The organism is Pseudomonas aestuarii (assembly GCF_027988105.1).
In the GTDB taxonomy this organism is placed as follows: Bacteria; Pseudomonadota; Gammaproteobacteria; order Pseudomonadales; family Pseudomonadaceae; genus Aquipseudomonas; species Aquipseudomonas aestuarii.
The window spans coordinates 230,369-253,926 of sequence record NZ_JAQJZJ010000006.1 but is presented as its reverse complement, the minus strand read 5'-3'; the positions used below and the strand labels follow the sequence as shown (position 1 = coordinate 253,926).

The window sequence follows — 23,558 nt, the reverse complement described above, 5'->3', positions numbered from 1 at the left end:
AGGGCCCATAGCTCAGTTGGTTAGAGCAGGGGACTCATAATCCCTTGGTCCACGGTTCGAGTCCGTGTGGGCCCACCAACTGCAAAGCCGCGCACTGCGCGGCTTTTTCATGTCTGCAGGAAAAACAGCTAGACCAGTCCTATAGTCCAAAGGTACAAATTCAGTACAGTGCCGGTACAGCGGTACACTTTTGGAGCAGCAAAGATGGCCACCATCGTCAAAACGGATGCCGGCACTTGGAAGGCCCTGGTACGCAAAACCGGCTGGCCGACCAACACCAAAACCTTCCGCACCAAGCGCGATGCCGAAGACTGGGCACGCCGCACCGAAGACGAAATGGTCAGAGGCGTGTACATCCAGCGCAGCGGCTCCGAACGCATGACCTTGGAGATGGCGCTGAAACGCTACCTCAGCGAAATCAGTCCCACCAAGAAGCCTACTACCCAGCGCGCCGAAGCCACCAAAGCCCGACAGCTGATCAGTCACTTGGGCAAATACTCCATGGCCGCCCTCTCTGCCGAGATCATCGCCGGCTACCGCGACACCCGCCTAGCCTCGATCACCAATCGCGGCAAGCCCACCAGCAACAACACCGTGCGCCTGGAGCTGGCCCTACTCAGCCACCTGTTCACAGTGGCGATTCAGGAATGGGGCCTGGGCCTTAGTTTCAATCCGGTGCTGAACATCCGCAAACCCAGCCCCGGCGAAGGCCGCGACCGGCGCTTGTCCGCAGAAGAAGAACGCCGCCTGCTAACGGCGGTAAACAACCACAGCAACCCCATGCTTGGCTGGATCGTCCGTATCGCGCTGGAAACAGGCATGCGCTCATCAGAGATCACATCCCTGCGCAGACACCAGGTCGACATGAAAAAGCGCGTGGTACGCCTCTCGGACACCAAGAACGACAGCGCTCGCACTGTCCCGCTAAGCAAATGGGCTACAGAAACCTTCCAGACAGCCCTGAACAACCCGATAAGGCCAATTGACTGCGACCTGGTGTTCTTTGGCGAACCAGGAAAAACCGGTAAGCGAGGCCCCTACGCATTCACCAAGACCTGGGGCTTGCTGAAAACCAAACTCGGCATGCCCGATTTTCGCTTCCACGATCTGCGGCATGAGGCGGTAAGCCGGCTGGTCGAGGGCGGCCTATCTGACCAAGAGGTCTCGGCAATCAGCGGCCACAAGTCGATGCAGATGCTGAAACGTTATACCCACCTGCGTGCGGAGGATCTGGTCAGTAAGCTGGACCAATTTCACCGTCACCCGGACGGCTGATTCAACTAGCAGCAAGATCCGTGAGTACTCATCTACAGGCCCCATATCAACTTTACATCATCGACTAGGACCTGCCAGAGAGGTCTTGGTCTTCATCTGCTTTAAGTACTCATTCCCAAGCCCCCGATCCTTATCGAGCATTACGCCCGGCGCTCTGCTCGCCTTATTCAGAGACTCGACTCGCTTTTTCAGGGGTTGTGACGGCACAAACTGCCCTGCTTTGTATCGCAGCAGCACACCATGGAACCACTTAATCGGTGTTGTCTTGATCGACCCTATTTTTAGGGCCTGCGTTAACTCATCAAGCAACTCTTTGGCATCCATTAAAGGGATATCAATCAAAAGGTTTTCGATCGCTGGCCAGTATTTTTCAGCTAGCCCACTTGGCCGCTCGAGCGCCCTAACCTCCTGCTTTGTTGTAGTAGTTTTTTTTATTCTAAGTTTTTGTTCTGTTTCAGTACTTATTAGTGTTGGCTTATCCGACGTCGGTCTCTCCGCCTTCGGTTTTTCCTCCGTCGGTTTTACCGTATTCGGATTTTCCGCACATGGTGAAACAGGCACAAAGTCCGGTGTCTGAGAAACCATCCACGTGGTCGTGGAAAACCGCCCCATGTCGTCGTGGCTGCGCTCAATTGAGACATACCCTGCGGCTTCGAGCTCTCTTAGCGCAGACCTAGTGGCATCACGCCCACTAGGTCGCTGCTTAGCCAGATACACTAAATTGAGGCGGAAGTCGGCGGGATGAGCAAGCAAGTAGGCAAGCAAACCCAAAGCCTTCCACGAGAGACGATTATCTCGAATTAACTCATTCGGAAACGTTGTGAAATTGCTTTCAACTCGTCGCCGTAAAATTACCGTGTCCTTCATTGCTCAACCTCACCCGTGCGATTCGTCAATAAATCGCGCCAGCTCGGCAACGCTAAAAAGCACCCGTCGACCGATCCGCTTCTTGGCCGGTTTTAGCCTACGAGCCAGATCGCTGTCTCCACTCAGCGTGATTCTCAAACCATCTGGACTGCGATCAAGAATTTTGGCTACCTGTGCCAGCGTTAGCAGCGGACTACCGAACTGAGCCAACAAAATGGTTTCGCTGTCGGTCATTGTGGATCTCCATCGTAAGCCTGGACGAGCGCACGTAATGTGCGATGCTGTATAATCAGAGGCAATAAATCACCACGGATGGATAATGTATCCATCAAGCATCATAAATCAATAGGCTCGCCTGCGATGGACGATATATTTGAGCGATTCAAAAGGGTTATTCAGCAGAATATTTCCGAAAATAGACGCTGGGTTGAGCTAGCTGAGCTCACTGAAATCCCTGCTACTAGCTGGAACAAGGCTTTCAACGGAAAGCAGCGCCCAACGGCGGAGATGATTCAGGCAGTGGGCCGCCTCTGGCCCGAATATGCATTCTGGATGATCACCGGGGTTACTGATGCCAGGCATGGACACGTTTCATGTAGACATAGACCAGGAAAACCTTTCTACCCGGAGCGCCTATACGTCACTCGCAATGCAGCCAAGCCATATTTTGCTCAGCTCATCAATTCGTTCAGCCGCACCTATGGCGACGACGATCCATATGAAAATAATCTCGAGGAACTGCAGGCAAAAATTCAACTTGCTGAGCTAGAAGTCACCAGAGAGGCTGAAGAAAACGCATTGTCCGAGATTGAAAAAACAGCCATCGAGGCACTGCGAGAGTTACGCACGCAACTAGATATGGCTCTTAAAGCCGCAAATAACGATTCACCTTCGAACTCGCATGAGCCTGATAACGACCAACATAAAGACGACTATTGACCCAGGTTGCCTGCTCTTGCCTGGAAAAATATCGACAGCGGGCTGCTTAAATCTGAGACAAGATCATGCTTCTTTATCTGGACTTTGATGGGGTGCGTCACCCCGACGAGGTGTATATCGTCAAAGGCAAGATCGTCCTGAAAGCTGAGGGTGAGCTGTTTATGTGGGCCAACAGGCTTGTTGAGGCGCTTGCCAATAGGTCGGACGTGCAAATAGTCCTCTCGACAAGCTGGGTGCGCGAGGTGGGGTTTCTCAAGGCGAAGGCGGCGCTTCCAGAGACGATTCTGGAGCGCGTCATCGGTTCGACGTTTCATACGAGAATGGCGAGCGGCTGGCATTCTGACAGTAGCGACAACTGGCGCGGCAAGACCCGTTATCAGCAGATCACGTCAGACCTCAGGCGGCGCGCAACCGGCCAGAAGTGGGTCGCGATCGACGATGACATGGAGGGCTGGGCATCCAGCGCGCGAGGCAATCTCGTGCAGACAGACCCTGCGCAAGGGCTGGGGGATGAGGCCACGTTTGCGCGGTTGGTGGCTCTGTTGGAAGTTCATCGGTAAGGTGTTTTCAGTCGAAACACCTATGCACCCAACCTGGCAGGAGTGCAGACGCTCAACTTATCTCTACACGAAATACCTATTTATAGGCACTTCGCGTAAAGATAGAGCTACTCCTGCCAACCATATCAGCCAACAATCGCGCGTCGAGTAATGCGTGATGAGGCGGCTCATCCAGAGCGTGTGTGGCGCCCAGGTCCAGCAGGTTAAGGTCTAGCGGCTCCGCCTGGACGCTCGCCGGCAAACCAGCTGGCCCAGCCAGTTCCAGCAGCAGCGGCCAGTCCCAAGACGGCGCATCGCTCGCGATTTTTACGTCACCCAACGCCTGCAGGAATTGCCCTAGTTCGAGCCGTGCTTGCTCAGTCATGCGCCCGTATGTGTCTAAATCCAGCTGTGGCAGTACGATCTCACAGACGAAACCGGAGCAGTCTGCCTCATCCCAATTATCGGTCAGCTCGACATAGAACTCGGGGCCGCCCTGCACTACCAGGGCGAGGCTGATCAGCCTGGCTGTGTACCGGTTCAGACTGGTGAATTCCGTGTCTATGTAAGCCGCCAGCATCGGTTCAGCCAGTGGCTCAAATGGGCGCGACTTGAGCCGCTCGATCTCAGATTCAAGGATATGGATCTCAAGAGCCTGCTTTTTTGGGAAAGCTCGGCTGTCATTGCGGCTCGCCCCAGCGGTTGAGTCGCACTCTGCTCTGCATTTCTGAGAAAACCTTGGCGATATTGAGCGCATCGGGCAGCGCCCGATGGTGCGCGCCTTCTTGCTCGATACCCAACTCGATCATCGCCCTCTTCATACCCACATGCGGCTGCTTTTTCTTCATTTTCGGTTTTGCATCGTGGTATTCGAGTTTCAGATTGCGGTGCGCCCAGTCATCTAGCGGGTTCTTTACACCATGATAAGCGCTGTCGCGTTCGATCATTTTAAGGTCGCCAGCGCCCCAACTGGCCCACGTTTTACTTGGGTAACGGCTGGCGAATTCCGCCAGGGCCGCACTAGCTTCAGGGAAGCTCAAACCGCTATCAGATTGGACCTGGGTGATCGTCGTGATAGCCGTGCAAAACTCACTGATGGGCTGGTCTGCGCGCACCAAGGTTTCGAAAGTATCCAAAATTTCACCGTTGTGCGATGCCCAGACGGCTCCGATCTCAATAATCTGGAAGTGGTAACCCTCGGGTGTTGGGTCTTCGCAGGTCGCTTCGAAGTCGATAATCAGCAGATTTTCGGATGGCTCATCTAGGTCTAACAGGCGATCAGTCAGTGCAGTGTGTTCTTTTTGCCAGAGGTATAAAAAGTTCGCCCAGTCGTCTGCATAGAAGCCCTTGGCGAAACGGGTGCTGCCGCTGCTGGCGATTTCAAAACGAGTTCTCCACGGCTCAGGAATTTCGCTCGGGCAGACGTAGCGCGGGTTGGCGTCAGCGTGAACCGGCACGGCGGCGAGCAGCTGGTCGATGGTCCAGCCGGCTGCAGGGCCGATAGGTGTGGCTTGGTCCATGGCAAGGATCGAGCGAAGCTCTGCTAAGGCGCCGGGCACCTCGGCCGGATCGCGTAGCGGGGCGATTTGCCAAAGGGCTCGGCGCCGGCGTTTTTCGCGGGTGAGAAGTTCGTCACCGTAGGTTTTGGTGTTGGCGTGTGCCTCGCAACGTACGCGGTGCCAGCCCGCAGGATGGCCGTTTTTTAAGCCGTCAAAGCGAAGCTCGCCAGCATCGCCGCAGATTTCACATACGGCCAGTGAACGCTTAGCGATTTCGGTCAATGCGTAGCGCTGCTCTGGCGTGCTGCAGGCCAGTTCGATGCGCAGTGCGCCCGAGTCTTCACGGATAGCCACGATCTCGCTGCTGTCGATCACAGCCAGCGCTTCGCGCACTAGGGCAAGCCAGCCTGCACCGGCATACATAAGTGCGTCGGGTGCAATGTATGCCTTAGGAATATCAGCTTTTTGAATGTATGACATTTCTATCTCCGTCACAGGCGGATGGCTGTATAAACCGCAACCAAGCCAATTCTCAACCAGGATATTACCCGCATCAACTCAGCTCTTGAGCGTTAGCGAGTTCTGGCAAGTCGTTTAGCCATCACCGGTCTGGTAAAGTCCGAACTTATAAATCCAAGGACTCGGAACCGATGGACAAGAAGTCACTCTCTGAACGAGACATCTGCAGCAAATACATTGCCCCCGCCATTCAGAAAGCCGGTTGGGACATGCACAAGCAGGTGCTGGAAGAGTTTGGTTTTACCAAAGGCCGCATCATCGTACGCGGCAAACTGCACAGCCGTGGCGAGCACAAACGCGCCGACTACGTCCTCAGTTATCAGAAGAATCTGCCCATTGCCGTGATCGAGGCGAAGGACAATAAGCACTCCGTTGGCCACGGCATGCAGCAGGCCCTGGGTTATGCCGAGGCGCTGGATCTACCCTTCGTGTTCTCCAGCAATGGCGATGGCTTTCTGTTCCATGACCGCAGCGGCACCGGCAGCCAGGTTGAAACAGAACTCAGCCTCGAACAGTTCCCCAGCCCGGATGAACTCTGGCAGCGCTATTGCCAGTGGAAGGGTCTAGATAACGCAGCCCAGCACAAGATCGCCGCACCCTACTACGACGACGGTTCCGGGCGCATGCCGCGCTACTACCAGACCAACGCGATCAATCGCACCGTCGAAGCCGTGGCGCGTGGGCAGGATCGCATGCTGCTGGTGATGGCCACCGGCACTGGCAAGACCTACACAGCCTTCCAGATCATCTGGCGGCTGTGGAAGTCCAAGCAGAAGAAACGCATCCTGTTTCTCGCCGACCGCAACATCCTGGTCGACCAGACCAAGAACAACGACTTCAAACCGTTCGGCCAGGCGATGACCAAAATCGCCAAACGGCAGATCGATACCTCCTACGAGATCTACCTGTCGCTCTATCAGGCCGTCACCGGCACTGAAGAAGAGATGAACGTCTACAAGCAGTTCTCCCGCGACTTCTTCGACCTGATCGTGATCGACGAATGCCACCGGGGCAGCGCCGCCGAGGATTCCGCCTGGCGCGAGATTCTCGACTACTTCTCCAGCGCCACCCATGTCGGCCTGACGGCAACGCCGAAGGAAACCAAAGAGGTGTCCAGCATCACCTACTTCGGTGAGCCGGTGTACAGCTACACCTTGAAGCAGGGCATCGAAGACGGCTTTCTCGCGCCCTACAAAGTGGTGCGCATCGACTTCGATAAAGACCTGCAAGGCTGGCGACCGCCCAAGGGCATGCTCGACAAGAATGGCGAGCTGATCGAAGACCGCATCTACAACCTCAAGGACATGGATCGCACCCTGGTCATCGAGGCGCGCACCCTAAAAGTGGCGGAAAAGGTCAGCGAGTTCCTCAAGGCCACCGACCCGTTCCAGAAAACCATCGTCTTCTGCGACGACATCAACCATGCCGAGCGCATGCGTCAGGCCCTGGTCAACCTCAACCCCGAGCGCGTGGCCGAGAACCGCAAGTACGTCATGCGCATCACCGGCGATGAGCAAGAGGGCAAGACCGAGCTGGATAACTTCATCAACCCGGAACAGCGCTACCCGGTCATAGCCACCACCAGCAAGCTGATGACCACCGGCGTCGATGCGCAGACCTGCAAACTGATCGTGCTCGACCAGCACATCAAGTCGATGACCGAGTTCAAGCAGATCATTGGTCGTGGCACCCGCATCAACGAGGACTACGGCAAATACTGGTTCACCATCATGGACTTCAAGAAGGCCACCGAGCTGTTCGCCGACCCTGCCTTCGACGGCGACCCCGTGGTGATCTATGCCCCTGAAGGTGATGATTCCCCCGTACCGCCAGACAATCCGCAGGCCGATGAAGACGGCATCAGCGCAGGCCTTGATGCCGAAGGCGATGACCTGGAGTTCACCGGCGAGGAGGACGGCAAGAAGCGTATCAAGTACGTCATCGACAATCTGCCGATCTACGTCATCGCCGAGCGCGTGCAGTACTACGGCCCGGACGGCCGGCTGATCACCGAGTCGCTGCACGACTACACCCGCGTCTGCGTAAAAAAGCAGTTCGCCTCGCTGGATGACTTCCTGCGGCGCTGGAGCGATGCCGAGCAGAAGAAAGCCATCATCGACGAAATGGCCACCCAAGGCGTGATGTGGGAAGCCCTGGCCGAAGAAGTGGAAAAGAAGCAGGGCAAGCCCCTCGACCCGTTCGACCTGATCTGCCACGTCGCCTTCGACCAGCCGCCGTTGAGCCGCCGCGAGCGTGCCGAGCAGGTGAAGAAGCGCAATTACTTTGGCAAGTACACAGGTGCCGCCCGCCAGGTGCTGGAGGCGCTGCTGGATAAATACGCCGATACCGGCATCGAGCATATCGAAGACATCAAGATCCTCCAGCTCGACCCCTTCAGCCAGATCGGTGCGCCCATCGAACTGGTCAAGGCGTTTGGCGGCAAGGCCGGTTACAACAAAGCCATCCATGAGCTGGAAGACGAGCTGTATAGCGCCTGAAGCGAATTGTTTAGGAGTTAACCTATGACGGGAGCACGTCAGCCCCTAGTGCGCACACCGCTATTTCCTCTTTATTCGGAGGTTGCGGCGCTGCTGCGTATTTTTGACGGTATCAGCAAGGATCAGGTGCGCAGCCTGATCAAGGCCGTTCATGAGCAAACGGGCACACCACAGAACACTGTCGACTGGAGCCAGCCGAGTCTCTGGATTCCCGAGCGACTGAACGGTACCGACCGCCAGCTGGCTCAACGGATCTGGGATGAAAGCCAACAGAAAGTAAACCCCCGGCACATCTATGGGGCTTACCTGTTTATCAACACCTACCAGCTCCTGTCCCTCAATGCATCCGGGCAGTACCAGCTGGAACATCGTGGCAACGACTTCATCGCCTCTGTTCCAGGTCTGCTGCGAGAGCTGGACGAAGCCGAAGGACTGCCGCAATTGCTAGCCATTCTGGCCGCCCATTCGCCGGGCAAACGCGCCGACCTGCTGGAGGAGTGGACCGAGTTTCTCCTGGAAAACTCCAATCACAAAACACCATCGAGTATTAACGCCACCCTTCGCCAACGCTTGCTCAACCTGACGGCGCGCGGCTACGTCAGCCGTGAGGGCAATACATACAGCATTACCAGCGCCGGGGTGGACTATGCCGCGCCGCAGGTTGCACGCCCACAGCTGCAGGCTCATCACAATGTCTTCAGCGCCATCAAGGATTACAATGCCGCGCAAACCATCGCCTTGCGAGAACGGCTGGAATCCCTCGATCCGTACCGCTTCGAAGAACTCATCAAGGACCTGTTGGAGGCCATGGATTACGAAAATGTCCAGGTCACTAAACAGAGCGGCGACAAGGGGGTCGATGTCATCGCCAACTTCCAATTCGGTATCACCGAAATCAAGGAAGTGGTTCAGGTCAAACGTCACAAAGCCAATATTACCCGCCCAGTGCTAGACCAATTGCGCGGGGCCCTGCCGCTGCATGGTGCCTTGCGCGGAACCATCATCACCATCGGGGGCTTTGCCAAGGGCTGCAAGGATGTGGCGCTCTTCCCCGGAGCCGCACCCATCACCCTGATCGACGGCGACAAGCTCATTGAGCTGCTGATTAAACACGGCGTCGGCATTAAACAGAAAAAGCTGTCCCTACTGGAAGTTGACGACAGTTACTTTGAAGGCTCGCCCGCAGAGCCCCTCACCGAATAAGGTTTTCCATGTCCATCAGCTCAACCATCAAATCCATCCAAGACATCATGCGCAAAGACGTCGGTGTCGATGGCGACGCCCAGCGCATCGGCCAGTTGGTCTGGCTGCTGTTCCTGAAGATCTTCGATGACCGCGAGCTGGAATGGGAGCTGATGGACGACAGCTACAAATCGCCCATCCCCGATAGCTGCCGCTGGCGCACTTGGGCCGCCGACCCGGAAGGCATGACCGGCGAAGACCTCAAGGGCTTTATCGACAACAACCTGTTCCCGCAGCTGCAGAACCTGCACGAGTACAGCAACACGCCATCCGCCTTCGTGGTGCGCAGCGTGTTCGAAGACGCCTACAACTACATGAAATCCGGCCAGCTGCTGCGCCAGGTGATCAACAAGATTCAGCATGGCGTGGACTTCAACAAGGCCCAGGAACGCCACGAGTTCGGCAACCTCTACGAGCAACTGCTACGCGACCTGCAAAACGCCGGCAACGCCGGTGAGTTCTACACCCCGCGCCCGGTCACCGAGTTTATGGTGCGCATGGTCGACCCTAAGCTGGACGAAAAGGTCATGGATCCGGCCTGCGGGACCGGCGGCTTTCTTACCTGCACCATCGAGCACAAGCGCAGCCGCTATGTAAAAACTGCCGAAGACGAACGCACCTTGCAAGCCAGCATCTTCGGCGTGGAGAAAAAGCCGCTGCCGCACCTGCTGGCTACTACCAACATGATCCTGCACGGCATCGAAGTGCCGAATCAGATCCGTCACGACAACACCCTGAGCAAACCGCTGATCAGCTGGGGCCCGAGCGAGCGCGTGCACTGCATCGTCGCCAACCCGCCGTTTGGCGGCATGGAAGAAGACGGCATCGAAACCAACTTCCCCGCCGCCTTCCGCACCCGCGAGACCGCCGATTTGTTTCTTGTGCTGATCATGCAGCTGCTCAAAGACGGTGGCCGCGCCGCCGTTGTGCTGCCCGATGGCTTTCTGTTCGGCGAAGGCATCAAGAGCCGCATCAAGGAAAAACTGCTCACCGAGTGCAACCTGCACACTATCGTTCGCCTGCCCAACGGCGTGTTCAACCCCTACACCGGCATCAAAACCAACCTGCTGTTCTTCACCAAAGGCACGCCGACCAAACAGGTGTGGTTCTACGAGCACCAGTACCCAACCGGCGTGAAGAACTACTCCAAGACCCGCCCCATGCGCATCGAAGAATTCGCCGTGGAACAAGACTGGTGGGGCAGCGAAGCCGATGGCTTTGCCGCACGAGTGGAGAACCAGTTCGCCTGGCAGGTGAGCATTGAAGAACTGCAAGCGCGCAACTGGAATCTGGACTGTAAAAACCCGCATATCGGCGAACAGATCAGCCATGACCCGGATGAACTGCTGCGTGGCTACGCAAAGCTGCAAGGCGAAATCAACGACCTGCGTGACCAGCTTAAAGCAGTGCTGGCCGAAGCCCTGGAGCGCAAGGTATGACCGCGCTGCTCACCGACAACCTGCCACTGCTAGCCGGTGCGCCCAATGGCATCAAAAAGCTGCGTGAGCTGATTCTGGAGTTGGCGGTGCGTGGCAAGTTGGTGGCGCAAGATCCCAGCGATGAGCCGGCAAGTGAGTTGCTTAAGCGGATTGCCGAGGAAAAGGCGCGGTTGGTGGCTGAGGGGAAGCTCAAAAAGCAGAAGGCGCTGGCTGAGATTACTGAAGAGGAAAAACCGTTTGGCTTGCCTGAGGGATGGTGTTGGGCCTCCCTAAACGAGATCGCTGCTATGCGAGGTGGCAGCACACCATCAATGTCAAAGTCAGAGTTTTGGGATGGTGACATTCCTTGGGTTTCCCCTAAGGACATGCATGATGGTGACATCACAGATAGCGAGCTAAAGGTCACGCAATTAGCACTGGATAAGACAAGCCTGGAGTTAGTGCCAATTGGCTCTATTTTGTTAGTGGGCCGAAGCGGCATTTTAAAACGGAAGCTGCCTGCTCAAATAACCGCAGTGCCTTGCACCATCAACCAAGACTTGAAAGCGATTTCACCATTCCAACCTCAGCCATCAGATTATGTGCAGCTTATGCTGCGTGGCACTGAGCGCGTTATCTTGAAGGAAGATGTCAAACAAGGAACTACGGTTCAGAGCCTTGTTTACGACAAGCTCTTCGTCAGACCATTTGGTTTGCCTCCCCTCGCCGAACAACACCGCATCGCCGCCAAAGTCGATGAACTGATGACCCTGTGCGACCGCCTGGAAACCCAGCAGGCCGACGCCGAAAGCGCCCAAGCCCAACTGGTACAAGCGCTGCTCGACAGCCTGACCCAGGCCAGCGATGCCACCGACTTCGCCACCAACTGGCAACGTCTGGCCGAACACTTCCACACCCTGTTCACCACCGAACCCAGCATCGACGCCCTCAAACAAACCCTGCTGCAACTGGCCGTAATGGGCAAGCTGGTGCCGCAAGATCCAAGTGATGAGCCGGCCAGTGAGTTGCTTAAGCGAATTGCACAGGAAAAGGAGCGTCTGGTGGCTGTCGGCAAGATTAGAAAGCAGAAACCGCTGGCGGAGATTGGTGATAACGAGAAATCGTTTGAGCTACCGGCCGGCTGGGCGTGGCAGCGCTTTGCTGACTTTGCTCTAGATGTATCTACTGGCCCATTCGGATCATTGATACATCAATCAGACTATGTAGAGGGCGGTGTTCCCTTGGTAAACCCGTCACACATGATTGATGGACGCATAGTGCCCGATCACTCTGTATCTCTTTCTCTCGAAATGGCTGGAACTCTTGATTCATATCGTTTGAGTGCAGGGGATATGGTGATGGCGCGCCGCGGTGAGGTTGGCCGGGTGGCACTAGTTACTGACTCAGAGGACGGCTGGCTCTGTGGCACAGGTAGTTTTGTGCTTCGCTTCACGCAAGAAGTCTCCAGGGCGTATATCTGGACTCTATTCAGGTGCAATTCGATTCGTACCTATCTGGCTGGAGCGGCTGTAGGTACGACCATGGTGAACTTGAATCACGGTATTCTTCTGAAAATGCCAACTGCGGTTCCTCCCTTGGCAGAACAACACCGCATCGTCGCCAAAATCGATCAACTTATGGCCCTCTGCGACCAACTGAAAACCCGCCTGACCCAAGCCCGCCAACTCAACGAACAACTGGCCGGCACTCTGGTCGAGCAGGCCGTAGCATGAGCGTTGTTGACGCCCGCTATGAACGGTTAATGCCATCACTTAAGCTGCTGGCCGATGAGGCTGTTCTGGCTCAGGCTTGGAAAAAGTCCGACGCCTACATTCGCCGACATAACTGGTATGCCGACATCCTGGAACTGGAGCAGGTTTCCCTGCTGCTACCGCAAACACTTAAAGAGTGGCAGCGTCAGGTTTCCACCGGCGACCATAGTGCAGTAAGCCCATTGCGCCTGGTGCCGGCCCCCAAAAATGGCAAGTGGTACTTCCCATCGAAGGCTGAAGCTGAAGGCGGCGATTGGAAATTCAAACCCATACCCAAAGATGGCGGCGCACTGCAAACTGAGCCGGATTTACGCCCATTAGCCCATGTCAGCATTCGTGAGCAGGTTTTGGCTTCTGCCGTCATGCTGTGCCTCGCTGACGCCGTAGAAACACTGCAAGGCAATACCGACCCTGAGAGATACAGCAGTAAGGCCCAAGCCAGGCAACGAGTTTGCAGCTACGGCAATCGGCTGTTCTGCGACTGGCTTGATGAGTCTGATGGCAAGCAGCACGCACGCTTTCGCTGGGGCAATGCCACCACCTATTCGCAGTTCTTCGTGGACTATGAGCGCTTCCTGGAGCGCCCCGCAGAGGTTTGTCGCGAAGCACTGTCCAGCCTGCATGACGAGCGCCTGTTTGTGGTCAAGCTTGATCTGGCCAAGTTTTATGACTGTGTAAGTCAATCCGCTGTTGTCAGCCGCCTGCGCAAGCTGTACCACCGTTACGCCAGCGAATTCGCCATCCCCTACTCCGAAGTTGAAGCCGAACCATTTTGGCAAGCAGTTGAGAAAATCGTTAGCTGGCAATGGAACCCCAGCGACTCAGCTGGCCGTAGCGAGCTCAAACTAGGCCTCCCCCAGGGCTTGGTAGCAAGCGGCTTCTTTGCCAACGCTTACATGCATGATTTCGATCAAATGGTGGTTGCCGGCCTACGCCAAGGGCTCGGCATTCCTATCCAAATCAATGGCGTTACGGTCCACGCCAGGCTGCTGGACTACTGCCGCTATGTCGATGACATGCGTTTAGTCGTGGCCATTCCAACCGAGTCGGCGCAAAACTTAGCGCTTGAGACGCTCGCAGGCGACATTAGCAGTTGGGCAAACCTGCTCATCAGACACTGCTTTAACGATGCGGCGAATGGCCTGGAAACCAAGAAAGAAAAGTCTGAGGCAGTCGCCTGGGAAGACTTCGCCGTTCAGGGCAGTACCTCCCGCTTTATGCGAGGCGTGAACGGGCAAATCAGCACAGCACCCGACCCCGCTACTTTGCTGCAGGCTACTGGCAGCCTGGATCATCTGCTTTGGCTTGCCGACGCACTGGATGATGCGAACGATGTCGATGAGAACCCTTTAGCGCTGGCCCGTATATCCCTGCCTCGGGCGGACGTGCGTGACGATACCGTCAAACGCTTTGCGGCCAATCGATTACGCCAAGTGCTACGCATGCGCCGCAGCATGGCCGACCCCGAGCTGCCAGCCGAGGATGCGCTGACCAATATTGAAGTCAGTGAGCGCCAGGCACTTGATCATGAAATGGAAACGATTGCCCGTAAGCTGATCGCTTGCTGGTCACGCAATCCTGCCCTGGCCAGCGTTCTGCGCTGCGGCTTAGACATATTTCCTTCTGCCAAACTGCTGCGACCGGTTCTTCAGGCACTGATGCTGAAGCTAGAGCCCACTGCCCCTCAATCCGAGCGGGAAGTCGCTTTGTTTGTGCTTGCTGATCTGTTCAGGGCAGGCGCAGTAGAAACAGGACTGCATCGCCCAGAAAGCTACCCAGAGTCGGCGGACATAACGGGCTACCGCCAGGAGCTGTTGCAGGCGGCACTAGCGCTAGCCGAGAACAGTACACTCCCGTGGTATCTGCATCAGCAGGCCGCTCTCTTTATGGCTGTCATGCAGTACCCGGTGACTTTGCCCTCCTCTGCAGAACTGACTTCCTACAACGCACTGCATGATGCCTTGCGCCTTACGCCGCCAACAGCCGCAGATGGTTCCAACGCACTCACAGCCGGGCTGCTTGTGATGCGAATTACCGGTCAGCGAGACCGGTTCATTATCTGGCTGGGCAATTGGTTACAAAAGCTCACCGTCAAAGAGGCTAATCGGCTCATTGACGATATTGCCATGATTGATACCCGGATTCTTGGAGAGTTACATGCAACATGGCGTGGGTAAGGGAAAAGCAGGCTGGATAAAGTATCTAGAGCGTTACTTACCAAAAGGCCATGCTCAAGACACATCTGCGCGATTGAACGATTGGCCCAAAGGCAGACGCTCGTTGCTGAGCATCGTGGCGCATCCTGAAAACCCGTTTGTTCAGGAAAACGCATTGCTCAAACTGGCCGCTGAGCTGTTAAAAGCGGAGCACTCCGGCTGTCTTGATAACGATGGACTGGGCTTGGATTGGCTCTCAATCGAGTGCGGTGACTGGAACAAGATTCAACATCCCGATGCGCCACTGGCATTGATCGTCAAAGCGCCGAACAAGATCGTGCATCCATGGAACGAGAAACCTTCATGGTGCTCGGGGGAAATGGCTTGGGCCTACCGTTTAGGCCGTCTACTGCGCTCAGCCATCATCGGTGAAAGTGACTTCACCACTCGCTTCTTCCCAGTACGAGAAGAGCAGTTTGATCGTTATCGTGGCCTGCAAAGCAGCTGGTACAAACGCCGCATGGGCCTGATGCCACTAAACCGAGGCTTAGGTGAGGAACCGACCCCCATTTCGCCATGGCTCAATGAACTGGTCATGCGTCTTCTGCAGTGGCCTGGCCTAGAGATCAAAAGGACGGATATTGAGGGTTTTGCTGAGGTTCGCCAGCCATCAGACCTACTTAAGCTAGTCAACGCTCGCCTGGCTGAGCAGGGCCGCCTCTACGGCAGACAATCTAATCTTCCGGCCTATCTGCTGCCTGTTGAGTGTTCTCCAAAATCCAACCTGCGTGAATTCAAGGTTGCTTTGGTGCAGACGCTGATGCCACGCGACAGCGACTTCTCCAATGGCGATCCGCTGATGTGGACCGCTTCCTACCGGGCTAGGCATAGAGCACATCTTGCCGCCATGTGCCGCTTGCTCGGCCAGCAACTCGCTGCAAGTCAATTCGCAAAGCGTAAGACTTCTGCGCAACAGAAGAACCAGCTTGATCTCATCGTCTTTCCAGAACTGGCTGTTCACCCGGACGACATGTGGCTGCTTCATCGGCTGTCAGACAGTACGGGGGCCTTAATCTTCGCGGGGCAAACATTTGTTGAACACCCCTACCTGAAAAAGCCTATAAACCGCGCGGTGTGGCTGCTACGACAGGAAAGTGCCGCAGGCAGACAGATCATCCGCGCCTATCAGGGTAAGCAGCATGGCATCCCTTGGGAGCTATCTTCTGGGGTGGCGGGGCACCGCCCCTATCAAGTCATTGTTCAGCTCAAAGATCGTTCAGGTGCCGAAGCCAACCTGACTGGGGCAGTCTGCTATGACGCAACAGACCTCAAACTGAGCGCAGATATGCGCGACATAAGTGATGGGTTTGTTATCACCGCCTTGAATCAAGATATCAACATCTTTGACAACATGACTGCCGCCCTACAGTTCCATATGTATCAACCCGTAATGCTGGCCAACACAGGGCAATATGGCGGCTCCAGCGCCCATGCTCCTTGGAAAGCTCACTATGAGCGACAGATCGCTCATGTCCATGGCAACAACCAGGCAGTGATCAGCATCTTTGAAGTGGATCTGCTGGCGTTCAAGAACACACAGAAAGTCGATCTGCCGAAAGAGAAGAAAGCAGCACCAGCCGGATTTAACGGGCGCAATGCAGGGGCTGCTTCATGAGCGAAACCTTCAATATCTACTGCGACGAGTCCTGCCATCTGGAGAACGATGGCCAGAAGGCCATGGTGCTGGGTGCGGTCTGGTGCCCTGAGGCCAAGCGCTTGGAGATCGCCCAGCGTCTGCGTGAAATCAAGGTCAGGCACAATCTGCCGGCGGATTTCGAGATCAAGTGGACCAAGGTGGGTTCGACCAAGCTGCAGTTCTACCTGGACTGCATCGACTACTTTTTCGATGACGACGACCTGCATTTCCGCGCGCTGATCGTGGCCGACAAGGCTCGCCTCAATCATCAGCAGTACCGGCAGAGCCATGATGACTGGTACTACAAGATGTACTTCTCGATGCTCAAGACCATCTTCGATCCAGATGCCGGTTATCAGGTTTACATCGACATCAAGGACACCCTGGGGCATGAGAAGGTCGCCAAGCTCCATGAGGTGCTGGCCCACAACGCCTATGACTTTTCGCGCAGGGTGATTCGCCGGGTACAACGCATCCACTCCCATGAAGCCGAGCAACTGCAGCTGGCTGACTTGCTGATCGGTGCGCTGTCCTACCTGCATCGCGGGCTTGCCGGCAGCGAAGCCAAACAGCGCCTGATCGAACGTATCCGCGAGCGCAGCCGCTACAACCTGAAGCAGAACACGTTGCTGCGTGAGTCCAAGTTCAACCTGTTCCTCTGGAGCGGGAGCAACGGGGTATGAGCCTGCCTGGATGGCTGCCGCCACTGGAGGAACTGAAGGCTTACGGTGGCGATTTTTCTCGTTACTTGGAGGCCATCTATCAGATCTTCTGTGCCGACTTCGTTGACCCCAAGCTCTTTTTTGCTGGCAAACGCTTAGGCTTGAAGCGCCTCCCTATCACCCAGGGCAAAGAGGCCACCTTCTGGCACATGATTTCCGAAGGTAATGATGAAGCGGAACGCCTGCCCGACTTACGACGTTGCGAGCGCATTCGCTGGCCCAAGCCGATTATCGAAAATGCTGCCGACGCCGCGCTCAAGGTCTGGCGCGAACCGAACGGTTCAAGTCATCGCGTACTGATCTGGTTTGCCGAGGCCGAATACCTGGTGGTACTGGACGAACGCAAGGACTACATCTTGCCGTGGACGGCCTACCCGGTTGAGCGGGAGCATCAGCAGAAAAAACTGGAAAGGCGCTGGGAGCGGTATAGCGAGGGGAATTAGGCTGGCCGCGCCCTCCGCAGGAGGACGGGGCCGTTACTCCTTCTACGCTTACACCCGAAGGTTGGTAGATGAGCTGGTGCGAACATTAGGTGTTACTGGGCGCAATTTCAAGTGACGTTACGTTATTTCAGACAACCGTGGCATCTGCCCTGACCACCAGGTCAACCCGCCTGCTAGTTGAGTAGGCATTAATGAAAGTCCCCCAATAGACACATGCAAGGAGCACTGATGCAATCCCCCGAACTCTCTCTGGCCGGCAAGCTGGATAACGGCCTGACCAAAGGCCTTTGCCTACTACTGCGCAGTCTACGGACAGGAAGCCTGTGGCTGCTCGGCCTGCTGACGCTGGCAGGCCTGCCATTGATAATTTTTGAATACGGCGAAGGCCTGGCTGACCTCTCGCTGCTGGAGTGGGGCGTTATGCCGTTGCTGGCCTTGTTATTGTGGCGGCATATCCACTACTGCCAACACTTCACCACTGGCACCTGGCGCGGACTGAGCCGCTTGCTGATGTTCCAGGGCGTGATGAGCGTCCTGGGGATGATCATCATCGGCTTGTTCACGTTTGTAATGGCACAAACCGAGGATATCCAGAGACTCTACCAATACCTGATGCAGGATGACCCAATCAGCAAGATTGTGACCTTTGCCTCGGTCTTGCTGGCGGTGTATCTCGCGGCACCTACTGCTGCGACTGAAAGCCTTTCTACACCCGAAGCAATGCCTGCCCGTGTTGAACCCAGCCTATCCGCTACGGCCAAGGAGGCCAGCCTGTGAAACCTATTATCCTGCCCATCGCTTGCCTGCTTGCCAGCCTGAGCGCACCTGTTGCACAGGCCAACGATGACCCCGGCCATCTGATTCAGAGCTGCCAGGAGCTGGTGGATATCTACGCCAAGCGGGATCAGCAGCGTTTGCTTGCAGGTGTAGCCACGGGTTTGTCCGAAGCGCTGCGCGCCGGTTACTGCATGGGCGTGGTTGATGAATATCGCCGCCGCTACGAATGCGCTGCTGATGACTGGTTCACACAGGCGCGACAAATTGCCGAGGTGCCAATGTCATTCGGCCCTCGCACCTCTGTAGATGAGCTCCTGGAAATGTCCTGTGAAATCTGACTCCCGCCACTGGCCGGAGCTCGCCCAAGTCTACGACGACTTGTTGTGCAAGAAGGTCGGCTTGGCCAAGCCCTTGAGTCAGCATGGCAAATTGCTGGATGCATTGAAGACGCTGGCCAATGCGTTGTGCCCCTCGAAAAAGGAGCCCGATGAAGTAGAGCGCACCCCTGACAAAAAAAAGACCATCATTATCCAGCTGGACTGGACACCACTGAGCTACGGCCCTGACAGCCGTAATCGTGTCCGCATCAACCCCAAGCACACCACCTTGCTGTGGAATGCCATTCTGCTCCAGGGAGTATTTGGTGAGCCCAAGCTGGTGGTCGAGTTTCTCAAACCCGGGGCCAACCGCCACCCCTTGGTCAATTGGGCCAGGCAACTGTTCCTTGAACGCCAGTCTCTCGCAGGCCTCGGTTTATTGCGGCAGGAACTGGTCGTTTTCCTGGATCGGCTACCAGTCGCCGACCTGCACGAAGAACACTTGCCTAATCCTTTTGCCGATACCCTCCCACAGATGGGTCTCGGCCATCTCCATGGCAATCTTCTGAAGGCCCTGGCGGCGCAAACCGCCGCACTTTCCCTGGGGGACAGCATGATGGCGCACTATTTCAGTGGGGATCTGCGGCAGGCCTACCTGTTCGCCTGCGAGGTGCAAACGCAGAGTGAGCTGCTACTGCAATACCGCGACCTGATCATCCGCGAATATGAAGAAGCCAAGGACTTCGACGACTTGCTCGATTCGCTACGAAAAAAGTAGGCGGCTTGTGGAATCCACGAATCAACACTGGCTCCGTCATCACAAACGGAGCCAGTCATGCACACCATCGCAACCATCCTCGCGAAATGCCCCCACCAGGTTAACGCCTGCCACCAGGCCAAAGCCTTGGGTATTGATCAAGCCCTGCTAGCGGGCACTCCCTTTACCGCATTGGGCGGCAAGCGCGTGCGCTGCCGTGAGGGGCTACTGCGCTTCAAGCTCGGCAGCGCCTGGCGTTTGCTCTACCAAATTACCGCTACGGGCTACGCCCCATGCGCTCTGGTCAGTCGCCAGTGTTTCGAACGTGAGCTGAAGCGAAGGCGGCCTATCAAGGCCTACAACCTTTCATCACAGGAGAAGCACCCATGAATGCACTCGTATCGCTGTACCAGCCACTGCTGGCTGCCAATGGCCTGGACATGAACGTCAGCCGCCTAGATTTCAAACGTTTGAAGCACAAGTACACCGAATCTTCGGAGGCAGAGATGTCAGCGGCTGAGTGGGACATGGCCGAGTTGGAATACTGCCGTTTTCTAACCCTCAAGCGTTTCTATCCATCGGTCGCTCTGGTGCCCAGCAAAACAGTGGACGCCATCTGGCATGCGCACATTCTGGATACCCGCGCCTACCGCGAAGACTGCCAGCAGGTGTTCGGTCGCTTTATCGACCATTACCCCTACTTCGGCATCTACGGCCAGGACGACTACCAGGAGCTGAAGAGCGCTTTTGCACAGACTGTGGCGCTGTATGAGAAGCACTTCGGTGCGTATCCGGGTGGCGGCAGCGAGGCACAGGCCATGCGCTGTGGCGACGACCACGCATGCCACGCGCCGACCAGCTGTGCCTGCCGCGTCGAAGGTGCCTGCAAGTAATCCTATTCAACTCATTCAGGAAGCATTGCCATGAGCAAACAACCACAAAATCCAAACCGCCCGAGCCCTCAGCCAGCACCTCGCCCGGCCACAGTGCCTAACCTACCAAGCCAAACGGGCAACAAGTCCGGCGGCGGTCGCGGAAATTACCCGCCGGCTAAATCGAAGTAACCTCGCTAGTGAGACAGGCTTATCTTTGAGCCTGCCTCACCTTTAGGCCATCTCATGCACCGAAGTTTTCACACTTCTCGCTGACTACGACAGTATCCATGCTTCGCCATTAATTAGCCCCGAGGGACAGAATGGCCCTCGGGGAGCCCCCGGCAGGGCGGGTGTGGGCGGAGCCCGCTATTTAGGGGCTAAAAAATCGCTCGCGAGAGTGTTAGCTGTACGACCATATCCACTCGTAATTCCGCGAAGCTCTCGACTGGCCTCAACAGACAGCAGTACGCCTCCTGTTGTCGATCGACGCTGATTAGCGTGGCCGTAATGTTTGCGGCTTTTTACTGACACATGTCCGAGTGCGAGGCTGACCTGATCAGGTTCGACCTCCCCCTTTAGATCGGCACTGAACTGATGGCGTAGGGAGTAAGGAGAAACGTCAGACAAGCCGATCTTTTGCCCAGCACGGCTCAAGCGTTTTTCAAAAGCACGATTCTGATTAGCATCCTGGATAGTCATTTCGCCCCCATGTGAGGAAATTATCTCTAGGAGGTGCTCGTTAATTATTTTGCCCAAGATGGGCTCCGCATTGATGCGCAATGTACGCTCAGGCTGCCCGGCACCAGTTAGCTCGGAGACTTTTGCGCCGCGGATCTTAAAATTAAATACACCTCCATCACGTCGAACATAGACACCCATTCTAAGTTCGGCTGGTCGGCACCCCGTCAAAATCAAAACAGCTGCCCTCATCTGATCTGCAGGCTTGAGGCCGAGGAAGAGCTGAGCACGCCAATCAGATGGTAGCCCTCTCAAACTCGCGCGCTTTGACTGCTTCTTGGTTTTATTTGCAGTGAATGGCTCATAGCTTGGCTGTGGCGCTTGTAGGTTTTGGCCATAAAAATACATTTCATGACGCAACGCTCGCCGCGCAACGGAATCTTGTTCACGATCAATTGCGGTCAACACGTTCAGCAGTCGTTGTGCCATTTCTCGACGCCACGCATAGCGCGCCACCACCGCTGAACCCTTAGTGAGCTGATGGTCAATCGCATACTCATACCAACCTAGATCGCCCATTCGATCAGCCACTCGCCTGTACTCAGCAATGGTTGACTCCTTCAGAGGCCGATTCACGATAGCCCTCGCCATCTGCCTGAGATCACCTTTATCCGTTACAGGTTTGCGCATTTACTCTCCTGTGCTTGTCCCGGCCTGTGCCGTTTCGAAGCGCTCGCTACGTGTCCTTCGGCCACTCTACTCCCGTCGGCTCCGCCGATAAACTTCGATACGGTCTTATTTTCGACCGAAACAAAACGGTCGAAAATAATGGGTAGTCCATGCCCGCTTTAACGATCCACGCAACTAAGTTCCGCTCGCCGCTCGGCATATCCCGGGCCAATGAATTGACCCGGAATATGCTCAAGGGTATCGACTGCTGACTCGCGTAAAGGGGCCGTGTCCTCGCAAGCTGCGGGCCGCACCACACCCCTTGACCCGAATCAGCAGCAAAAAATCTACGGAAATAGATAAGCCAGTCATAAATAGGCATACCTATTCAATAAAACTTCTTGTTTCGCTTTTTATCGCGTTGTTTTGCATAACGACGCATTGATTGGCATAACAATGCTCAGAATCGCTTTTCATACCCCGGTTGGTGTGGCGCAGTTGCGTATCAATATTGCGATGCTCAAGGATTTTCTGACTTGCCTGTCGCACGAAGAACAAACCGAAATCGTCCGCCGCACCTCCCCCTGCTCTCTACCCCCTGCTCTCTGCTCTCTGCTCTCTGCTCTCTGCTTGCGCAGGCTGATGACATTGATTAGACAGTGAGCTGAATAGCCGGCATTATCGGCTCATCTAATGAGCCGAATAGGCTCGATAATCGGCTCACAGATGATCAAGCCCCATGAATACCCCCTTCTGGATCTGGCAGCAGCCAAATTGGCCGCACTTCAGCTGGCAAGCCGAACCGCTTGCCCCGCTTCTGCGCGCTTGCGGCCAGGCTCAGGGCCGTTTGCTCGGGATGCTCGGTGCTGTTGGTAGTGATACTGAAGTGCAGAGCAGCCTGGATGCCATGCTGCAGAACATCGTCACCTCGTCAGCCATCGAGGGTGAACAGCTGAATGTCGGCTCGGTTCGCTCATCACTGGCGCGGCGCTTGGGGTTGAACGATGGAGGCCGCACCACTGCCCGCTCGGAAGGCTTGGCAGAGTTACTGCTCGATGCCACTCGCGCACATCAGCAACCGTTAGATCTGGAGCGACTGTACGGCTGGCACTGCTGGCTGTTCCCCAGCGACGATGACCTGCTGGCACGCCCACTACGCATTGGCACACTGCGCGGCGAAGAGCCCATGCAGGTAGTTTCAGGCCGCGTCGACCGTCCCAACGTACACTTTGAAGCCCCACCACGCGCAGGGCTGGAAGAACAGCTGGGCGACTTCCTCGCCTGGTTCGAAAGCAGCCGCAGCGATGCCAGTCTCGACCCATTGCTACGCGCCGGCATCGCCCATTTCTGGTTCGTGACCCTGCACCCCTTCGATGACGGTAACGGGCGCCTGACACGCGCGATAACCGACCTAGCATTGGCTCAGGGCGAACATCAGTCGATCCGCTTTTACGCCATGTCAGCCAGCATCCTCGATGACCGCGCTGGCTATTACCGCATCCTGGAAGCCAGCCAGAAAGGCGCGCTGGATATCACTGCCTGGCTGCAGTGGTTTCTCGGCACATTGCTCAAGAGTCTGGAGCAGGCACTTGCCCGCATCGACCGTGTACTGGCCAAGGCGCGCTTCTGGCAGCAACATCGTGCCCAACCGTTTTCCGCCGAGCAGATCAAGGTGCTAAACCGCTTACTGGATGGTGGCGAGAAAGGCTTTGAGGCCGGCATCAGCGCGGCGCAGTACCAAGCGGTCGCCAAGGTCAGTAAGGCCACTGCTACGCGGCACTTGGCTGATCTTCTTGAGAAGGGTGTATTGCAACGGCTGACGGGGCGCGGAAGAAGTACGCGCTATGCGATTGCCGGAGGGGACAGCCCCCGCGAGCCTTTTTGACCTGTTCCACGATTG

General features: G+C 56.1%; 22 protein-coding genes and 1 tRNA gene. 18 read left to right on the top strand and 5 right to left on the bottom strand.

Annotated elements, in window-relative coordinates:
- Position 1 precedes the first annotated feature (1 nt).
- Both PH586_RS14900 and PH586_RS14895 read left to right on the top strand, forming a co-directional pair.
- Positions 2-78 (top strand) — tRNA-Ile (locus tag PH586_RS14900).
- A 126-nt stretch (positions 79-204) separates the two neighbouring features.
- Positions 205-1,275 carry a tyrosine-type recombinase/integrase gene (locus PH586_RS14895; RefSeq protein WP_271348549.1) on the top strand — a complete coding sequence of 357 codons (1,071 nt, stop codon included), beginning with the start codon at positions 205-207 and terminating at the stop codon, positions 1,273-1,275.
- A 57-nt stretch (positions 1,276-1,332) separates the two neighbouring features.
- On the opposite strand, the gene PH586_RS14890 is transcribed toward PH586_RS14895, so the two are convergent.
- Both PH586_RS14890 and PH586_RS14885 read right to left on the bottom strand, forming a co-directional pair.
- The gene (locus PH586_RS14890; RefSeq protein ID WP_271348548.1) at positions 1,333-2,142 is read right to left on the bottom strand and encodes a hypothetical protein; all 810 of its coding nucleotides are present in this window, start codon (positions 2,140-2,142) and stop codon (positions 1,333-1,335) included.
- Between the two features lie 9 nt (positions 2,143-2,151).
- Complete coding sequence (locus tag PH586_RS14885) at positions 2,152-2,376, bottom strand: MerR family transcriptional regulator (protein WP_271348547.1); 225 nt, start codon at positions 2,374-2,376, stop codon at positions 2,152-2,154.
- Between the two features lie 78 nt (positions 2,377-2,454).
- Between PH586_RS14885 and PH586_RS14880 the strand changes: the two genes are divergently transcribed.
- Positions 2,455-3,081: a hypothetical protein gene (locus PH586_RS14880; protein ID WP_271348546.1), complete on the top strand. Its 627-nt coding sequence runs from the start codon at positions 2,455-2,457 to the stop codon at positions 3,079-3,081.
- A 65-nt stretch (positions 3,082-3,146) separates the two neighbouring features.
- The gene (locus PH586_RS14875) at positions 3,147-3,641 is read left to right on the top strand and encodes an HAD domain-containing protein (RefSeq protein WP_271348545.1); all 495 of its coding nucleotides are present in this window, start codon (positions 3,147-3,149) and stop codon (positions 3,639-3,641) included.
- Between the two features lie 76 nt (positions 3,642-3,717).
- Here PH586_RS14875 and PH586_RS14870 read toward each other — a convergent pair whose 3' ends face one another.
- Both PH586_RS14870 and PH586_RS14865 read right to left on the bottom strand, forming a co-directional pair.
- Positions 3,718-4,200, bottom strand: a complete 483-nt coding sequence (locus PH586_RS14870) for a 3'-5' exonuclease family protein (RefSeq protein ID WP_271348544.1) — start codon at positions 4,198-4,200, stop codon at positions 3,718-3,720.
- Between the two features lie 100 nt (positions 4,201-4,300).
- Positions 4,301-5,599 carry a 3'-5' exonuclease gene (locus tag PH586_RS14865; RefSeq protein ID WP_271348543.1) on the bottom strand — a complete coding sequence of 433 codons (1,299 nt, stop codon included), beginning with the start codon at positions 5,597-5,599 and terminating at the stop codon, positions 4,301-4,303.
- A 170-nt stretch (positions 5,600-5,769) separates the two neighbouring features.
- Between PH586_RS14865 and hsdR the strand changes: the two genes are divergently transcribed.
- The 13 genes from hsdR to PH586_RS14800 all read left to right on the top strand — a co-directional run bounded on the left by hsdR (position 5,770) and on the right by PH586_RS14800 (position 20,329).
- On the top strand, positions 5,770-8,136 hold the full coding sequence (hsdR, locus tag PH586_RS14860; protein WP_271348542.1) for an EcoAI/FtnUII family type I restriction enzme subunit R: 2,367 nt from the start codon (positions 5,770-5,772) through the stop codon (positions 8,134-8,136).
- Between the two features lie 24 nt (positions 8,137-8,160).
- On the top strand, positions 8,161-9,339 hold the full coding sequence (locus tag PH586_RS14855; protein ID WP_271348541.1) for a restriction endonuclease: 1,179 nt from the start codon (positions 8,161-8,163) through the stop codon (positions 9,337-9,339).
- Positions 9,340-9,347: 8 nt separating this feature from the next.
- Entirely contained in the window at positions 9,348-10,817 is a 1,470-nt protein-coding gene (locus tag PH586_RS14850) for a type I restriction-modification system subunit M (RefSeq protein WP_271348540.1), read from the top strand.
- A complete protein-coding gene (locus PH586_RS14845) occupies positions 10,814-12,529 on the top strand; it encodes a restriction endonuclease subunit S (protein WP_271348539.1) in 1,716 nt (571 codons plus the stop codon). The genes PH586_RS14850 and PH586_RS14845 overlap by 4 nt, the downstream gene beginning before the upstream one ends.
- Positions 12,526-14,745, top strand: coding sequence for an RNA-directed DNA polymerase (locus PH586_RS14840; RefSeq protein ID WP_271348538.1), 2,220 nt, complete (start codon positions 12,526-12,528; stop codon positions 14,743-14,745). The genes PH586_RS14845 and PH586_RS14840 overlap by 4 nt, the downstream gene beginning before the upstream one ends.
- Positions 14,726-16,399 carry a hypothetical protein gene (locus PH586_RS14835; RefSeq protein ID WP_271348537.1) on the top strand — a complete coding sequence of 558 codons (1,674 nt, stop codon included), beginning with the start codon at positions 14,726-14,728 and terminating at the stop codon, positions 16,397-16,399. The genes PH586_RS14840 and PH586_RS14835 overlap by 20 nt, the downstream gene beginning before the upstream one ends.
- Positions 16,396-17,103, top strand: coding sequence for a DUF3800 domain-containing protein (locus tag PH586_RS14830; protein ID WP_271348536.1), 708 nt, complete (start codon positions 16,396-16,398; stop codon positions 17,101-17,103). Before PH586_RS14835 ends, PH586_RS14830 begins: the two co-directional genes overlap by 4 nt.
- Positions 17,100-17,585, top strand: coding sequence for a hypothetical protein (locus tag PH586_RS14825; RefSeq protein WP_271348535.1), 486 nt, complete (start codon positions 17,100-17,102; stop codon positions 17,583-17,585). The genes PH586_RS14830 and PH586_RS14825 overlap by 4 nt, the downstream gene beginning before the upstream one ends.
- A 228-nt stretch (positions 17,586-17,813) precedes the next feature.
- Positions 17,814-18,362: a hypothetical protein gene (locus PH586_RS14820; RefSeq protein ID WP_271348534.1), complete on the top strand. Its 549-nt coding sequence runs from the start codon at positions 17,814-17,816 to the stop codon at positions 18,360-18,362.
- On the top strand, positions 18,359-18,700 hold the full coding sequence (locus PH586_RS14815; protein WP_271348533.1) for a hypothetical protein: 342 nt from the start codon (positions 18,359-18,361) through the stop codon (positions 18,698-18,700). Before PH586_RS14820 ends, PH586_RS14815 begins: the two co-directional genes overlap by 4 nt.
- Positions 18,690-19,457, top strand: coding sequence for a hypothetical protein (locus tag PH586_RS14810; protein ID WP_271348532.1), 768 nt, complete (start codon positions 18,690-18,692; stop codon positions 19,455-19,457). Before PH586_RS14815 ends, PH586_RS14810 begins: the two co-directional genes overlap by 11 nt.
- Positions 19,458-19,514: 57 nt before the next feature.
- A complete protein-coding gene (locus PH586_RS14805) occupies positions 19,515-19,826 on the top strand; it encodes a ParE family toxin-like protein (protein WP_271348531.1) in 312 nt (103 codons plus the stop codon).
- Positions 19,823-20,329 (top strand): glycine-rich domain-containing protein, encoded by a 507-nt coding sequence (locus tag PH586_RS14800; protein ID WP_271348530.1) that lies wholly within the window; start codon positions 19,823-19,825, stop codon positions 20,327-20,329. The genes PH586_RS14805 and PH586_RS14800 overlap by 4 nt, the downstream gene beginning before the upstream one ends.
- 348 nt (positions 20,330-20,677) lie before the next feature.
- Here PH586_RS14800 and PH586_RS14795 read toward each other — a convergent pair whose 3' ends face one another.
- Positions 20,678-21,679 (bottom strand): tyrosine-type recombinase/integrase, encoded by a 1,002-nt coding sequence (locus PH586_RS14795; RefSeq protein WP_271348529.1) that lies wholly within the window; start codon positions 21,677-21,679, stop codon positions 20,678-20,680.
- 718 nt (positions 21,680-22,397) lie between these two features.
- Between PH586_RS14795 and PH586_RS14790 the strand changes: the two genes are divergently transcribed.
- Positions 22,398-23,543, top strand: coding sequence for a Fic family protein (locus PH586_RS14790; RefSeq protein WP_271348528.1), 1,146 nt, complete (start codon positions 22,398-22,400; stop codon positions 23,541-23,543).
- Positions 23,544-23,558 lie beyond the last annotated feature (15 nt).

Bases quoted from the DNA above. Each gene is read 5' to 3' on its own strand.
- PH586_RS14895 (WP_271348549.1), top strand. From the start codon at position 205: ATGGCCACCATCGTCAAAACGGATGCCGGCACTTGGAAGGCCCTGGTA.
- PH586_RS14890 (WP_271348548.1), bottom strand. From the start codon at position 2,142: ATGAAGGACACGGTAATTTTACGGCGACGAGTTGAAAGCAATTTCACA.
- PH586_RS14885 (WP_271348547.1), bottom strand. From the start codon at position 2,376: ATGACCGACAGCGAAACCATTTTGTTGGCTCAGTTCGGTAGTCCGCTG.
- PH586_RS14880 (WP_271348546.1), top strand. From the start codon at position 2,455: ATGGATAATGTATCCATCAAGCATCATAAATCAATAGGCTCGCCTGCG.
- PH586_RS14875 (WP_271348545.1), top strand. From the start codon at position 3,147: ATGCTTCTTTATCTGGACTTTGATGGGGTGCGTCACCCCGACGAGGTG.
- PH586_RS14870 (WP_271348544.1), bottom strand. From the start codon at position 4,200: ATGCTGGCGGCTTACATAGACACGGAATTCACCAGTCTGAACCGGTAC.
- PH586_RS14865 (WP_271348543.1), bottom strand. From the start codon at position 5,599: ATGTCATACATTCAAAAAGCTGATATTCCTAAGGCATACATTGCACCC.
- hsdR (WP_271348542.1), top strand. From the start codon at position 5,770: ATGGACAAGAAGTCACTCTCTGAACGAGACATCTGCAGCAAATACATT.
- PH586_RS14855 (WP_271348541.1), top strand. From the start codon at position 8,161: ATGACGGGAGCACGTCAGCCCCTAGTGCGCACACCGCTATTTCCTCTT.
- PH586_RS14850 (WP_271348540.1), top strand. From the start codon at position 9,348: ATGTCCATCAGCTCAACCATCAAATCCATCCAAGACATCATGCGCAAA.
- PH586_RS14845 (WP_271348539.1), top strand. From the start codon at position 10,814: ATGACCGCGCTGCTCACCGACAACCTGCCACTGCTAGCCGGTGCGCCC.
- PH586_RS14840 (WP_271348538.1), top strand. From the start codon at position 12,526: ATGAGCGTTGTTGACGCCCGCTATGAACGGTTAATGCCATCACTTAAG.
- PH586_RS14835 (WP_271348537.1), top strand. From the start codon at position 14,726: ATGCAACATGGCGTGGGTAAGGGAAAAGCAGGCTGGATAAAGTATCTA.
- PH586_RS14830 (WP_271348536.1), top strand. From the start codon at position 16,396: ATGAGCGAAACCTTCAATATCTACTGCGACGAGTCCTGCCATCTGGAG.
- PH586_RS14825 (WP_271348535.1), top strand. From the start codon at position 17,100: ATGAGCCTGCCTGGATGGCTGCCGCCACTGGAGGAACTGAAGGCTTAC.
- PH586_RS14820 (WP_271348534.1), top strand. From the start codon at position 17,814: ATGCAATCCCCCGAACTCTCTCTGGCCGGCAAGCTGGATAACGGCCTG.
- PH586_RS14805 (WP_271348531.1), top strand. From the start codon at position 19,515: ATGCACACCATCGCAACCATCCTCGCGAAATGCCCCCACCAGGTTAAC.
- PH586_RS14800 (WP_271348530.1), top strand. From the start codon at position 19,823: ATGAATGCACTCGTATCGCTGTACCAGCCACTGCTGGCTGCCAATGGC.
- PH586_RS14795 (WP_271348529.1), bottom strand. From the start codon at position 21,679: ATGCGCAAACCTGTAACGGATAAAGGTGATCTCAGGCAGATGGCGAGG.
- PH586_RS14790 (WP_271348528.1), top strand. From the start codon at position 22,398: ATGAATACCCCCTTCTGGATCTGGCAGCAGCCAAATTGGCCGCACTTC.